This window comes from Actinocatenispora thailandica, from assembly GCF_016865425.1.
GTDB classification, from domain to species: domain Bacteria; phylum Actinomycetota; class Actinomycetes; order Mycobacteriales; family Micromonosporaceae; genus Actinocatenispora; species Actinocatenispora thailandica.
In genome coordinates this window covers 3,943,160-3,956,440 of record NZ_AP023355.1, presented here as the reverse complement: position 1 = coordinate 3,956,440, position 13,281 = coordinate 3,943,160, and the positions used below count along the sequence as shown (strand labels likewise).

The window sequence follows — 13,281 nt, the reverse complement described above, 5'->3', positions numbered from 1 at the left end:
AAGGGCCGGGGCGTACGCCTCGGCCCTTCGTCGGGACCGATGAGTCTCCCACATTGCATATGACGTTTATCGGTATATAGTGCAGGGATGAACGAGGCGCCACTGCGCGAACCGACGTTTCTGATCCTGACCGCGCTCACCGACGAGCCCCGGCACGGCTACGCGATCATCGAGGAGGTCGCCCGCATCTCCGACGGGGCGGTCCGGCTGCGCGCCGGCACCCTGTACGCGGCGCTCGACCGGCTGCGCGCCGACGGCCTGATCGAGGTCGACCGCGAGGAGGTGGTGCAGACCCGGCTGCGCCGCTACTACCGCATCACGGCCGTCGGCGCCCGACGCCTGGCCGCCGACGCGGCCCGGATGCGCCGGCACGCCGATGCCGCCACCCGCCGCCTCGGCCACCTCGCGGGAGGGACCGCATGACCCCGCTGGAGTCGCGGTACCGCCGGCTGCTCGCGCTCTATCCGGCCGCGCACCGCCGGGAGTACGCGGACGAGATGGTCACCGTGCTGCTGGCCGACACCGAACCGGGCCGGGACCGCCCGCCGCTCGCGACCGTGCTCGACCTGCTGGCCGGCGCGCTCACCGCCCGCGCTCGGGGGACCGGCCGTTGGCTGTCCGGCGCCGCCTGGCGCCGCGCCGCCCCGCTCGCCGCTCATCTCGCGTGCCTGCTGCTCGCCGTTCGTGCCCTGCCCACGCTGGCGATCCTGGCCACCGCGACGGGCGGTGCGCCGCACTGGCGACTGGCGCTGGTGCTGATCGTGGCCAGCTGCGGCGTCTGGCTGGTACCGCTCGCCCTGTCCCTGGTCGGGCTGCGGTGGCCGGCGGCAGCGATCGCGGGGATGCTGACCGCCCTCGTCGCGGCCGACACCCTGCTCGGTGTGGAGCCGATGCTCGCACTGTCGAGTTGGTACGTCGCCCTGCTCGGGCTCGTCGCCACGCTCGGTTGCGCGGTCGGTAAGTCGGCGGCGCGGGCCCGGCCGCTGGGGATTCGGCGCGGGCTCGCCGTTGCGGTCCTGCTGCTGGTGGCAGCGGTCGTGCGCAGGCCGATACAGGTCGGCCTCTTCGTCCTGCCGTCGGGTTTCAGGGAGGACGGATACGTGGTGGCCGTGCTGGTGCTGCTGACGGTCCTCGTGGTGATCATGGTGACCCGACGGGCGGGGCTCACGGTGACCGCTCGGGTGGCGGTCCTGCTGGCACCGGCGTGGGCGGCCCGACTCGCGGTGGGTCCGGTCGGGTGGACGCCGCCGGCCACCAGCCTCGCCGAATCGGTACTACGGCTGGCCGCCGCGATGCTGGCGGCGGTCATGACGTTCGGAGTGGGAGTACTGGCGTTGGCGGCGCTCGACCGGCTCGCCGAACTGGTCCGGCTCGGCCGCGCCGCCGAGGCAGACCTGCACGGGCGGGCATAACCGGCGGGGTGCGGGCGTTACCCAGGCGGTGTGGTCGTGCAGGACGCATGCCACACTGGTACGACGGCCCGTTTGAGGTTCCGGTTCACGCCGCGGCGAGAAGCGCCCGGCGACCCGGCGACCTACCAGGAGAGGACCCCCATGAAGACCGGCATTCACCCGCAGTACCAGGCGACCGAGGTGACCTGTTCCTGCGGCAACTCGTTCACCACGCGCAGCACCGCGTCCGGCGGCTCGATTCACGTCGAGACGTGCAACGCCTGCCACCCGTTCTACACCGGCAAGCAGCGCATTCTGGACACCGGCGGCCGGGTCGCCAAGTTCCAGCAGAAGTACGCGAAGGTGCGCGAGGCGCAGGCCAAGAAGGCCGGCAAGTAGCGACCACGACGGCGCCCGCCGCCCGATCCGCCCGGATCGGCCGGTGGGCGCCGTTTCGTCTGCCCGTGGGGCCGTTCGACCCGGCCCCGGTCGATGAGGGGGAGCGATGGACACGCCCGGTGGTGACCGGCTCGGCGAGCTGCGCGGCGAGTACGAGCAGCTGGAGCAGCGGTTGGCCGACCCGGCGCTGCACGCCGATCCGGGCGAGGCGCGCCGGGTGGGCCGGCGCTACGCGGAACTCGGCCCGATCGTGCGCACCGCCGGTGAGCTGGACACCGCCCGCGCCGACCTCGCCGCCGCCACCGAACTGGCCGCCGAGGACGCGTCGTTCGCGCCGGAGGTCGACGCGCTGGCCACGATGGTGCCCAAGCTGGAGGAGCGGCTCGCCGAGCTGCTCGCGCCCCGCGACCCCAACGACGGCAAGGACGTGATCCTGGAGGTCAAGGCGGGGGAGGGCGGCGACGAGTCGGCGCTGTTCGCCGGTGACCTGCTCCGGATGTACCTGCGTTACGCCGAACGGCACGGCTGGGTCGCCGAGGTGATCGACGCCGAGGAGACCGACCTCGGCGGGTACAAGGACATCTCCGTCGCGATCAAGACCAAGGGCATCCCGAGGGCGGGATCGGCGTCTGGGCCCGGCTCAAGTTCGAGGGCGGCGTGCACCGGGTCCAGCGGGTGCCGGTGACCGAGTCGCAGGGCCGCATCCACACCTCGGCGGCCGGCGTTCTGGTGCTGCCCGAGGCGGAGGACGTCGACGTCACGATCGACCCGAACGACCTGCGCATCGACGTGTACCGCTCGTCCGGCCCGGGTGGCCAGTCGGTCAACACCACCGACTCCGCGGTGCGCATCACGCACCTGCCCACCGGCATCGTGGTGTCCTGCCAGAACGAGAAGTCGCAACTGCAGAACAAGGAGCAGGCGCTGCGGATCCTGCGGGCCCGGCTGCTCGCCGCCGCGCAGGAGGAGGCCGACGCCGCGGCGTCGGACGCCCGCCGCTCGCAGGTGCGCACGGTCGACCGCTCGGAGCGGATCCGCACCTACAACTTCCCGCAGAGCCGGATCACCGACCATCGGATCGGTTTCACCGCCTACAACCTCGACCAGGTGCTCGACGGTGACCTGGACGCGGTCCTGGACGCCCTCGCCGAAGCCGACCGCGCCGCCCGACTCACCGGCACCGAACTGCACCGGTAGGGACGCTGCGGCCGGCCCAGGCGTCGGCTGGCGGCGCCGATCCGCGGCTTGTGTGCGTTCGCACACGGCGCCGCGTCTCGGCTTGCCAGCCGACGCCTGGATCCGGCCTCGCTCACGTCCTCTCGCGGAGACGTCGAACCCCTTCTGGCGGAGTCTTCCGGCGTCGGCGCCGGGCCGGCCGCAGCGCCACCATCAGGAGGCGCGGGCGGCGTGCTTGGCGGCGTACATGGCTCGGTCGGCCAGCTCGAAGCCGTTCTGGACGCCGGAGCGCAGGTCGAGTTCGGCCCAGCCGATGCTGACGGTGATCGGGGTGCCGGGCACCAGCGCGTCCCAGTCCTCGTTGCGGAAAGCGCCGACCACCCGGTTGCCCACCTCGTACGCCTCGGGCAGCTGCGCGCCGGGCAGCACCACCACGAACTCGTCCCCGCCGTACCGGGCGACGAAGTCGCCGCGGCGCATCACCCGGGCGAGCAGCCCGGCGGCGCGCTGCAGTACCGCGTCGCCGGTGAGGTGGCCATGCACGGTGTTGACCGCCTTGAACGAGTCGAGGTCGAGCACGCCGATCACGCCGCGTTCGCTGCGGTCGGCCATCGCCGCGACGTGCTGCTCCAGGTGCCGCCGGTTCGGCAGGCCGGTGAGCGGGTCGGTGAGCGCCTCGTCGGCGTAGCGGGCCACCGTGGCGCGCAGGTCGTCGTGGTCCAGCCGCGCTTCGACCCCGTCGATGAACAGGTCGCGCAGCCGGTCGATGGCCTGCGCGGTGAGCCGGAACGCCTCCCGGTCGGCCCGGTTGGCCGCCGCGTGGTCGCCGGCCGCCGCGTACGCCAGGGCGCGCAGCCGCGGTGGCTCGGACGCGCCGAGGGTCCGGGCGTCCACGCTGATGCGTTCCAGCCGGACGACCGCCTGTTCCGGCCGACCGTCGGCGATGTCCAGGCAGACGGCGCCGAGCGCGCGCAGGTCACCGACCAGCGGGTCCTGGCTGCGCGGCTCGCCGAGCCACGGGTACGCCGGCATCGGCGCCGGTTCGCCGAACGCGCTGAGCCGGGCCAGCGCGTACCCGACGTAGGGCCGGTCCATCTCGGGTAGCTGCGCCTGCGCCTGCTGCGGCACGGCGGGCAGCTGGGCGAGCACGTCGCGCAGGATCCGGGTGCAGCCCTCGGCGTCCCCGCGATGGTCCAGCGACACCGCGAGACGCACCCGCACCTCTGGGATCACGTACTCGGCGCCGGGCAGCCCGGCCGCCGCCGCCATCCGGCGGCCCCGGTCGACCGCGCCGAGGGCGTGCCCGTGGAACCCGATCAGCGAGTACGTGGTGGCGAGGTCGATCCAGGCGTCCGCGGCCTCCGCCACCGGCCGGTTCACCATGCCCAGCGCCCGGGAGCTGCGCACCAGGTGGGTCACGCAGCGGTCCAGCGAACCGGCCAGGTAGGCAACGTACGCGGCGTGCGCGTGCAACTCGCCCAGATGGCTCGGTTCGGGGTAGTCCCGGACCAGCTCGAACGCCCGGTCGAGCGCCGCGGGACATTCGTTGTACCGACCGAGGTTGATCAGGCATCCGATCTTGGCGAGGATCGCGTACGCCAGCGTCGGGGTGTCACGCGACTCACCGAGGACCCGGTCGACGATCCGTTCGGCCTCGTCGGATCGGCCGGCTCGGATCAGCCGGCGCACCTCGTCTCGACTGTCGTCGGCCCGCGCCGCCAATCCGGCACTCGGCCATGCCACGCTGCGACCTCCCCCGGCTGTCCATCGCGCCGTGCCGCTCGGCCCCGTGCCGAGCGAGGTGGATGATGGATGCGTGCAACGAGAAGACCGGATCGGTAGCGCTCCGGATACGCCAGACCGTACGCCAGCAAGGGTCGTTCTGGCCAGCGCTGCCCGACTTCTCGGGGCGGCCGGCGTGGCCAGTCCGCGGGTCGACGCCGAGCTGCTCGCCGCGCACGTCCTAGGGGTCTCGCGGGGCCGGTTGGCACTGCTCGACGACCTCGGCCGGGCCGACCGCGACCAGTTGGACGCGCTGGTCGCCCGGCGGGCCGCGGGCATCCCGTTGCAGCACCTGACCGGGGTGGCCTGGTTCCGGCATCTGGAACTCGCGGTCGGGCCCGGCGTGTTCGTGCCGCGGCCGGAGACCGAGCTGCTGGTCGACGCCGGCCGGGCGCTGCTGGGCCGGCCCGACCCGCTGGTGGTCGACCTGTGCGCGGGCTCCGGCGCGCTCGGCCTGGCCGTGGCGAACGAACTGCCGGGCGCCCGGGTGGTCGCGGTCGAGCAGGATCCGGCGGCGCTGGGCTACCTGCGGCGCAACGCGCGGGCCCGGCACGCGGCCGGCGACCCGGCGGTACGGGTGGTCGACGCGGACGCCACCGACGACGCGCTGCTGCCGGAGCTGTCCGGCACCGTCGACCTGGTGCTGACCAACCCGCCGTACGTGCCGGCCGGCACCCCGCTGCCGGCCGACGTGGCCGGTGCCGACCCGGACCGCGCGCTGTACGGCGGGGCCGACGGTCTCGCGGTGGTCCGCCCGTTGATCCGCCAGGCGGCCCGGCTGCTGCGGCCCGGCGGTGCGCTGGTCGTCGAGCACGACGACACGCACGGCGCCGCGGTGCCGGCGCTGCTGGTCGCCGCCGGGTACGCCGAGGTCGCCGACCACCGCGACCTGGCCGGCCGGGACCGGTACTCCACCGCGCGGTACGCGCCGCCGGGATGGAAGACTGCACCCTCGTGACGCTGTACGACTGCCGCACCGACCAGGGCCGCGACGCCGGACTGGCCGCCGCTGCCGCCACGATCCGCGCCGGCGGGCTGGTGGTCCTGCCCACCGACACGGTGTACGGGATCTCGGCCGACGCGTTCGACCCCGCCGCGGTGCGGGCGCTGCTCGCCGCGAAGGGCCGCGGTCGTGCCATGCCGCCGCCGGTCCTGGTCGCCGAGCCGGAGCAGCTCGCGCGGCTGGCGCCTGCCGCGCCCCCGGTCGCGCACGCGCTGGCCGACCGGTACTGGCCGGGCGGGCTGACCATCGTGGTGCCGCACGCGCCGGAGCTGACCTGGGACATCGGCGACACCGGCGGTACCGTCGGGGTCCGGATGCCGGCCGACGAGATCGCGCTGCAGTTGCTCCGCCGGACCGGCCCGCTCGCCACCTCCAGCGCCAACCGCACCGGGGTGGCGCCGGCGGCGACCGCTGCCGAGGCCCGCGACCAGTTGGGCGACGCGGTGGCCACCTACCTGGAGGCCGGTGCCAGTACCGGCGGGGTGGCCTCGACGGTGCTCGATCTGGCGGCGTCGCCGCCGCGGCTGATTCGGGCCGGCGCGGTGTCACCGGCGGAGCTGCGTACCCTGCTGCCCGATCTGACCGACTCGGTGTCCGCCTCGTAGCGGCGATCCGTGGGCAGGATGGAGGGCCGGTGCGAGGACAGGAGGATGACGTGGCCGATTCCGAGGTGAGGCAGCCACCGTTCTCGGTGCTGCACGTGTGTATGGGCAACATCTGCCGCTCGCCGATGGCGGAGCGGCTGCTGACCGCCCGGCTGGCCGACCTGCTCGGCCCGGCCGACCCGCCGCCGGAAACCCTGCTGTACAGCCACAGTGCGGGCACCGGTGGCTGGCACGCCGGGGAGCAGATGAACCCGCCGGCCGCCCGGCAGGTCGCCGAGCGCGGCGGCGACGCGTCCGGCTTCACCGCCCGGCAACTGCACGGCGAGCACATCGACTCGTCCGAGCTGATCCTGACCGCGACCGGCGAGCAGGCCAGCTACGTGGCCGCGCTGCGGCCGGACGCCGCCGACCGCACGTTCACCATCGGCGAGTTCGGCCGGCTGCTGCACGAGGTCGACCAGGCGCAGCTGCCGCCGGCGGCGCCGACCCCGGAGCAGGTCATGGCCAGGGGAGTGGCGGTGGTGGCCGCCGCGAACAAGGCACGCGGCGGGGCCGGCCCGGGGCCGGAGGACGATCTCGACGACCCGTGGGGCCTGGGCGACCGGTTCTTCGACCGCATCGCCGACGACATCGAGCTGTCGCTGCGCAAGCTGGCCCGGATCCTCACCGGCCGGTGAGGATCCGGCGGCGTTCCGGTCGGCCGCGGCGGGCGGCCGGCGCGGCTGGTTCCGGTGGTGAGCTTCGTCCGCCCGGCAGCCCGGCGCAGCGGTGCCGCGGTGGCCGACGGGTACGCTGGGCCGCATTGTGCTGACCAGTGAGGTGGCGGGCCGCAACACCGCGCGTTTGTCCGGACCGGGCGGCAGTCGACTGCCCCGGCTGCGGCACCTTCCGGTGCCGCTGCTGGCGATGGCGGGGCTGTTGGTCGTCGGTGCCGCGATCGCGGCACCGCTGCGTGGCGCGATAGGGGTGGCCGGGGTCGCGGCCGGCGTCGGGCTGGTGGCGGTCAGCTACGTGCTGTCCAGCCTCGCCATCGCCTGGGCCGACCGGGTCAACCCACGGCTGGTGCTGCCGGTCGGCTTGACCGTTTATGTGGTCAAATTCCTGTTTCTCGGCGCGTTCATGATCGCGCTGAATGCAACGGGCTGGTTAGGGCTTGCGCCGATGGGCCTTGCGATCGTCGCCGCTGCGCTAACGTGGTCGGCGGCTCAGGCCGCCTGGACGTGGCACGCCAAGATCCCATACGTGGAGCCGGTCGCCGACCCCTCGGCCGCGCCGACCGCCAACCGCTGAGTAACCCCTGGTCCCATCACCGGGGGTCGATGCGGCGCGCCGCTGACCGGCTGATACCGTCATCCACATCATGACCAGCAAGCAGCCTGCCACCAAGCCCGGAGGCGCAGCCGCGGGCATGGAGTCCGGCTGGATGGCAACCGGTCACATGCTCAGCGGCGTCGCCGTCTGGGCCGTGATCGGTGGGCTTGTCGACTGGTGGCTAGGGATTCCCTCCCACATCGGCCTCGTGGTCGGCATGCTGGTCGGCGCAGCCGCGGCGATCTACCTGATCGTCAAACGACTTGGCAGCAGTTAGCGAAGGGTGGTTCGGTGGCTGGAGAGCCGGCGATCCTGGCCAGTGAATTTCCTCCTGGCGTCAAGGACTTCGACTTCGAGGGTCTCGTTCCAGGGCTCGGCCAAGCCGTCACGAAGGTGACGATCCTGGCTTGGTTGGCAGCGGCGCTCATCATCGTGTTCTTCCTGGTGGCATATCGCAAGCCCAAACTCGTGCCTACTAAGACACAGTGGATGGCCGAGTCGATGTACGGCTTCGTTCGCGACGGTGTCGCGTCCGAAGTGATCGGCGCGAAGAAGGGGCTGCGTTTCGCGCCCTATCTGACCACGCTGTTCCTGTTCATCATCGTGATGAACATCTTCGGCATCGTGCCGTTCCTGCAGATCGCGCCGACCTCACACATCGCGTTCCCGGTGTTTCTGACCCTGATCACCTACGTGATGTTCCTGTACCTGGGCATTCGCAAGCACGGCTTCTTCGGCTACATCAAGCACACGCTGATCCTGCCGGGTGTGCCGTGGCCGATGCACATTCTGCTCGTCCCGATCGAGTTCGTGCAGAACTTCCTGACCCGCCCGGTCACGCTGGCCGTCCGGCTGTTCGCCAACATGTTCGCCGGGCACCTGCTGCTGCTGGTGTTCACCCTGGGCGGGGTCGCTCTGCTGAACGCGCAGACCGCGCTGTTCCGGCCGCTGTCCGTCATCTCCTGGGCGATGGCGATCATCATGACGTTCTTCGAGTTGATCGTCGCCGCCCTGCAGGCATACGTGTTCGTGATCCTGACCGCGAGCTACGTCGAGAGCTCGCTCGCGGACGAGCACTGATTCGCATGTGAGCTCCGTAGCGCCGCCAGCGGCGCCCAGTTCCACCCTGTACCACCGACCGACCAAACCAAGCCTCCGCGTGAAGGTCACGCGGGTAGACCAGGAGGAATCCCCAGATGGACCTCGCAGCTGTCACCGGTAGCCTCAGCTCCATCGGCTACGGCCTCGCCGCGATCGGCCCGGGTATCGGTGTTGGCATCGTGTTCGCCGCCTACATCACCTCGACCGCTCGGCAGCCGGAGTCGGCGGGTCTGACCCGTACCTACATGTTCCTCGGCTTCGCGATCGTCGAGGCGCTCGCACTGTTCGGCCTGGTGCTCGGCTTCATCTGGTCGAAGTGACACCGGACCGTACGGCAACCCACCAGGAGTAGCCATGAAACTCCTTGCAGCTAGCGACGCGCAGATCCTGATGCCCGCCTGGTCCGAGGTGATCGTCGGGCTGATCGCGTTCGCCGCAGTCTGCTTCGTGCTGATGAAGTTCGTGTTCCCGCGGATGGAAGAGACCTTCCGGGCCCGCGTGGACGCGATCGAGGGTGGACTGAAGCGGGCCGAGCAGGCCCAGGCGGAGGCCAACCAGCTCCTTGAGCAGTACCGCGAGCAGCTCGCCGAGGCGCGCACCGAGGCCGCGGGGATCCGTGACGAGGCGCGTGCCGACGCCGCGGCGATCCGGGACGAGATGCTGGCCAAGGCGAACGAGGAACGCGACCGCGTGATCGCCGTGGGCAAGGAGCAGCTGGCCGCCGAGCGGCAGACGCTGATCCGTGAGCTCCGCTCCGACATCGGTTCGCTCGCCGTCGATCTGGCCAGCCGGATCGTCGGTGACTCGCTCGCCGACGAGGCGCAGCGGCGAGGCACCGTGGACCGGTTCCTGGCCGAGATCGAGGCGGACGGCCGGGCCAGCACCGGCGCCGCGGGGCGTCGCTGATGGAGGCGGCGAGCCGAGAGTCGTTCGGCGCGGCCGTCGACCGGCTGAACACGTACGCCAAGCGGGCCAAGGCCGAGACGCTGGCAACGGTCGCCGACGAGCTGCTCGCGATCGCGAAGCTGCTCTCCGGCGAGCCGCGGCTGCGTCGCGCGCTGTCCGACCCGGCTCGTTCCGGCGACGATCGCGCCGCGCTGGCGACCTCGCTGTTCGGCAAGCAGCTGGCGGAGGGCACCCGGACCCTGTTCGGCGTGCTGGTGTCCGGTCGCTGGTCGAGCGCGAGCGACCTGCTCGACGGTGCCGAGCTGCTCGGTGTCGAGGCGTTGCTCGCCTCGGCAGAGCGGGACGACGCGCTGGCCGAGGTGGAGGACGAGTTGTTCCGGTTCGGCCAGATCGTGGCCGGCCAGGAGCGTCTCGCCGCCGTCCTCGGTGACGTCACGGCCGACCCGGCGCAGCGCGCCGAGCTGGTCTCGTCGTTGTTGTCCGGCAAGGTCTCCGCGGTCACCCTGCGGCTGACCGAGCTGGCGTTGACCGGTTTCGGTGGCCGTGGCTTCGAGTCGGCGCTGACCCGGCTGGTCGAGCTGGCCGCGGCCCGGCGGGACCGCGAGATCGGCTACGTGACGGTCGCGGCGGAACTGTCCGACGGCGATCTCGATCGGCTGGCCGCCGCCCTGCGGCGGATATACGGTCGAGAGATCGCGCTGAAGGTGTCCGTCGACCCGAGGATTCTCGGTGGGATGAGCGTGCAGGTCGGCTCCGACCTGTACGACGGGACCATCCTTCGGCGGATCAACGAGACACGCACCGCGCTGTCCCGGCGCTGACCGGGCGCGCGGCGCACCACACCGGCGGCCAGCTCGCCGGTCGACGACAAATCCGGTGGCTCCGGCCACCGGCATCGGTGGCCCGCAGGGTCACCGCGTTTGGCGATGTATCACCCGCACAGGTGGCCGAGTCCGGAGCCGATCCCCCGGCGTCGCGCCCGGACCCACCGATAGGACCAAGGGACGAGGACTGGCAAAGATGGCCGAGCTGACCATCTCCTCGGAGGAGATCCGTGGCGCGCTCGAGCGCTACGTCTCCTCCTATACACCGGAGATCTCCCGCGAGGAAGTCGGTGTCGTCACCACTGCCGGTGATGGCATCGCCCAGGTCGAGGGGCTGCCCTCGACCATGGCCAACGAGCTGCTCGAATTCGAGGACGGCACGCTGGGTCTGGCGCTGAACCTGGAGACGCGCGAGATCGGCGTGGTGGTGCTCGGCGAGTACGCCGGGATCGAGGAGGGCCAGACGGTCCGCCGCACCGGCCGGGTGCTGTCGGTGCCGGTCGGCGACGCGTTCCTCGGTCGCGTGGTGGACCCGCTGGGCCGTCCGATGGACGGTCTCGGCGACATCGAGAGCGAGAGCTTCCGCGAGCTGGAGCTGCAGGCTCCGAACGTGATGTCGCGGCAGCCGGTCGAGGAGCCGCTGCAGACCGGCATCAAGGCGATCGACGGCATGATCCCGGTCGGCCGGGGCCAGCGTGAGCTGATCATCGGCGACCGGCAGACCGGTAAGACCACGGTCGCCATCGACACGATCATCAACCAGCGGTCCAACTGGAAGACCGGCGACCCGCAGCAGCAGGTGCGCTGCATCTACGTCGCGGTCGGCCAGAAGGCGTCCACGATCGCCACCGTGAAGGGCAAGCTGGAAGAGGCCGGCGCCCTGGAGTACACCACGATCGTGGCGGCTCCGGCGTCCGACCCGGCCGGCTTCAAGTACATCGCGCCCTACACCGGGTCGGCCATCGGCCAGCACTGGATGTACGCCGGCAAGCACGTGCTGATCGTCTTCGACGACCTGACCAAGCAGGCCGAGGCGTACCGCGCGGTCTCGCTGCTGCTGCGCCGCCCGCCGGGCCGCGAGGCGTACCCGGGTGACGTGTTCTACCTGCACTCCCGGCTGCTGGAGCGGTGCGCGAAGCTGTCCGACGAGCTGGGCGCGGGTTCGATGACCGGGCTGCCGATCATCGAGACCAAGGCCGGCGACGTCTCCGCGTACATCCCGACCAACGTCATCTCGATCACCGACGGCCAGATCTACCTGGAGGCCGACCTGTTCAACGCGGGCACCAAGCCGGCGATCAACGTCGGTACCTCGGTGTCCCGGGTCGGCACGGCCGCGCAGCGCAAGGCGATCAAGAAGGTGTCCGGCCGGCTCAAGCTCGACCTGGCCCAGTACCGCGACCTGGAGGCGTTCGCCGCCTTCGCGTCCGACCTGGACCGCACCTCGCGGGCGCAGCTGGACCGCGGTGCCCGGCTCACCGAGCTGCTCAAGCAGGACGAGTCGAACCCCTTCCCGTACGAGGAGGAGGTCGTCTCGATCTGGACCGGGACCACCGGCAAGCTGGACAGCGTGCCGGTCTCGGACGTGGGCCGGTTCGAGCGCGAGTTCCTGGGCTACCTGCGGCACAACCACAAGGTCGTGCTGGACGAGATCGCCACCACCGGTGCGATGTCGGACGACGCCGCCAACACGCTGGAGTCCGCGGTCGCGAAGTTCACCCAGAACTTCCTCGCCGGCAGCGACGAGCTGAAGGTGAACGAGGCGCCGGCCGAGGCGCTGGCCGAGGGTGCCGAGGGCCAGGAGACGGTGCAGAAGTACGTGCCGTCGGCGGAGAAGAAGTAACCCATGGCCGCTCAGCTACGGGTACTCCGCCGCCGGATCCGGTCGGTCAAGTCGACCGGCAAGATCACCAAGGCGCAGGAGCTCATCGCCACGAGCCGCATCGCGCGCGCCCAGGAGCGCGTCGCCGCGGCCCAGCCGTACGCGCACGCCATCACCGGTGTGCTCACGGCGCTGGCGTCCGGTGCCAACATCGAGCACCCGCTGCTGACCCCGCGTGAGCGGGTGCGGCGCGCCGGTGTCCTGGTCGTCACCAGCGACCGGGGCATGTGCGGTGGCTACAACGCCAACGTGATCCGCACCGCCGAGCAGTTGATCGCCCGGCTGCGGTCGGACGGCATCGAACCGGTGCTGTACGTGATCGGCCGGAAGGGCGTCGCGTACTACCGGTTCCGCAACCGGGACATCGCCGAGAGCTGGACGGGCTTCTCCGAGCAGCCGGCGTTCGACGATGCCCGGGAGGCCGGCCAGACGCTGATCGACGCGTTCAACGCCGGTGCCGACGACACCGACGGCGGTTTCGGCCCGGACGGCCTGCCCGGCATCGACGAGCTGTACGCGGTGTACACGCACCTGGCGTCGATGGTGTCGCAGGTGCCGACGGTGACTCGGGTCGCCCCGATGGAGATCGAGGAGACCGACAAGCCGTCCACCGGTATTCCGCCGGCGTACGAGTTCGAGCCGGATGCCGCCTCGCTGCTGGATTCGCTGCTGCCGAAGTACATCAACACCCGCATCTACGCGGCGCTGTTGGACTCGGCGGCGAGCGAGTCGGCGGCTCGGCGGGCGGCCATGAAGGCCGCCTCCGACAACGCGAACGACATCGCCCGGACCCTTACCCGTGAGATGAACGCGGCCCGGCAGGCCGCGATCACCCAGGAGATCAGCGAGATCGTCGGCGGCGTGGACGCGCTGGCCGCGTCAGGAAGTGAAGAGTAATGGC

15 protein-coding genes and 1 pseudogene are annotated in these 13,281 nt (G+C 71.6%); 15 read left to right on the top strand and 1 reads right to left on the bottom strand.

Annotated elements, in window-relative coordinates; genetic code table 11:
• The first annotated feature begins 87 nt into the window (after positions 1-87).
• The 4 genes and pseudogenes from Athai_RS17680 (at position 88) to prfA (ending at position 2,987) form a co-directional block, all read left to right on the top strand.
• Positions 88-423 (top strand): PadR family transcriptional regulator, encoded by a 336-nt coding sequence (locus tag Athai_RS17680; protein ID WP_203962494.1) that lies wholly within the window; start codon positions 88-90, stop codon positions 421-423.
• The gene (locus Athai_RS17675; protein WP_203962493.1) at positions 420-1,412 is read left to right on the top strand and encodes a hypothetical protein; all 993 of its coding nucleotides are present in this window, start codon (positions 420-422) and stop codon (positions 1,410-1,412) included. The genes Athai_RS17680 and Athai_RS17675 overlap by 4 nt, the downstream gene beginning before the upstream one ends.
• Before the next feature lie 141 nt (positions 1,413-1,553).
• Complete coding sequence (gene rpmE, locus Athai_RS17670; protein ID WP_203962492.1) at positions 1,554-1,790, top strand: 50S ribosomal protein L31; 237 nt, start codon at positions 1,554-1,556, stop codon at positions 1,788-1,790.
• Between the two features lie 106 nt (positions 1,791-1,896).
• Positions 1,897-2,987, top strand: a pseudogene (gene prfA / locus Athai_RS17665) (peptide chain release factor 1).
• Between the two features lie 192 nt (positions 2,988-3,179).
• Here the strand turns inward: prfA and Athai_RS17660 are convergent.
• Positions 3,180-4,709 (bottom strand): GGDEF domain-containing protein, encoded by a 1,530-nt coding sequence (locus Athai_RS17660; protein ID WP_239157014.1) that lies wholly within the window; start codon positions 4,707-4,709, stop codon positions 3,180-3,182.
• A 91-nt stretch (positions 4,710-4,800) separates the two neighbouring features.
• On the opposite strand from Athai_RS17660, the gene prmC reads away from it, so the two are divergent.
• From prmC to Athai_RS17605, 11 genes are all read left to right on the top strand, one after another.
• Positions 4,801-5,706, top strand: a complete 906-nt coding sequence (prmC, locus tag Athai_RS17655) for a peptide chain release factor N(5)-glutamine methyltransferase (RefSeq protein WP_275422646.1) — start codon at positions 4,801-4,803, stop codon at positions 5,704-5,706.
• The gene (locus tag Athai_RS17650) at positions 5,685-6,356 is read left to right on the top strand and encodes an L-threonylcarbamoyladenylate synthase (RefSeq protein WP_203962491.1); all 672 of its coding nucleotides are present in this window, start codon (positions 5,685-5,687) and stop codon (positions 6,354-6,356) included. The genes prmC and Athai_RS17650 overlap by 22 nt, the downstream gene beginning before the upstream one ends.
• A gap of 50 nt (positions 6,357-6,406) precedes the next feature.
• A complete protein-coding gene (locus tag Athai_RS17645) occupies positions 6,407-7,033 on the top strand; it encodes an arsenate reductase/protein-tyrosine-phosphatase family protein (protein ID WP_275422487.1) in 627 nt (208 codons plus the stop codon).
• Between the two features lie 127 nt (positions 7,034-7,160).
• A complete protein-coding gene (locus tag Athai_RS17640) occupies positions 7,161-7,646 on the top strand; it encodes a hypothetical protein (RefSeq protein WP_239157012.1) in 486 nt (161 codons plus the stop codon).
• A gap of 70 nt (positions 7,647-7,716) precedes the next feature.
• The gene (locus Athai_RS17635) at positions 7,717-7,944 is read left to right on the top strand and encodes a hypothetical protein (protein ID WP_203962490.1); all 228 of its coding nucleotides are present in this window, start codon (positions 7,717-7,719) and stop codon (positions 7,942-7,944) included.
• Positions 7,945-7,958: 14 nt separating this feature from the next.
• On the top strand, positions 7,959-8,747 hold the full coding sequence (gene atpB, locus Athai_RS17630; protein ID WP_203962489.1) for a F0F1 ATP synthase subunit A: 789 nt from the start codon (positions 7,959-7,961) through the stop codon (positions 8,745-8,747).
• A 116-nt stretch (positions 8,748-8,863) separates the two neighbouring features.
• Positions 8,864-9,088 (top strand): ATP synthase F0 subunit C, encoded by a 225-nt coding sequence (atpE, locus tag Athai_RS17625; protein WP_203962488.1) that lies wholly within the window; start codon positions 8,864-8,866, stop codon positions 9,086-9,088.
• 34 nt (positions 9,089-9,122) lie between these two features.
• Positions 9,123-9,674, top strand: a complete 552-nt coding sequence (locus Athai_RS17620) for a F0F1 ATP synthase subunit B (protein WP_203962487.1) — start codon at positions 9,123-9,125, stop codon at positions 9,672-9,674.
• On the top strand, positions 9,671-10,495 hold the full coding sequence (locus Athai_RS17615) for a F0F1 ATP synthase subunit delta (protein ID WP_203965871.1): 825 nt from the start codon (positions 9,671-9,673) through the stop codon (positions 10,493-10,495). The genes Athai_RS17620 and Athai_RS17615 overlap by 4 nt, the downstream gene beginning before the upstream one ends.
• Positions 10,496-10,694: 199 nt before the next feature.
• Positions 10,695-12,341, top strand: a complete 1,647-nt coding sequence (gene atpA / locus Athai_RS17610) for a F0F1 ATP synthase subunit alpha (protein WP_203962486.1) — start codon at positions 10,695-10,697, stop codon at positions 12,339-12,341.
• Between the two features lie 3 nt (positions 12,342-12,344).
• Entirely contained in the window at positions 12,345-13,277 is a 933-nt protein-coding gene (locus tag Athai_RS17605) for a F0F1 ATP synthase subunit gamma (RefSeq protein WP_203962485.1), read from the top strand.
• Positions 13,278-13,281 lie beyond the last annotated feature (4 nt).

What these genes read in the sequence shown, in the direction of transcription:
- Athai_RS17675 (WP_203962493.1), top strand. Translation starts at nt 420, where the DNA reads ATGACCCCGCTGGAGTCGCGGTACCGCCGGCTGCTCGCGCTCTATCCG.
- atpE (WP_203962488.1), top strand. Translation starts at nt 8,864, where the DNA reads ATGGACCTCGCAGCTGTCACCGGTAGCCTCAGCTCCATCGGCTACGGC.
- rpmE (WP_203962492.1), top strand. Translation starts at nt 1,554, where the DNA reads ATGAAGACCGGCATTCACCCGCAGTACCAGGCGACCGAGGTGACCTGT.
- Athai_RS17620 (WP_203962487.1), top strand. Translation starts at nt 9,123, where the DNA reads ATGAAACTCCTTGCAGCTAGCGACGCGCAGATCCTGATGCCCGCCTGG.
- atpA (WP_203962486.1), top strand. Translation starts at nt 10,695, where the DNA reads ATGGCCGAGCTGACCATCTCCTCGGAGGAGATCCGTGGCGCGCTCGAG.
- Athai_RS17605 (WP_203962485.1), top strand. Translation starts at nt 12,345, where the DNA reads ATGGCCGCTCAGCTACGGGTACTCCGCCGCCGGATCCGGTCGGTCAAG.
- Athai_RS17650 (WP_203962491.1), top strand. Translation starts at nt 5,685, where the DNA reads ATGGAAGACTGCACCCTCGTGACGCTGTACGACTGCCGCACCGACCAG.
- Athai_RS17680 (WP_203962494.1), top strand. Translation starts at nt 88, where the DNA reads ATGAACGAGGCGCCACTGCGCGAACCGACGTTTCTGATCCTGACCGCG.
- Athai_RS17635 (WP_203962490.1), top strand. Translation starts at nt 7,717, where the DNA reads ATGACCAGCAAGCAGCCTGCCACCAAGCCCGGAGGCGCAGCCGCGGGC.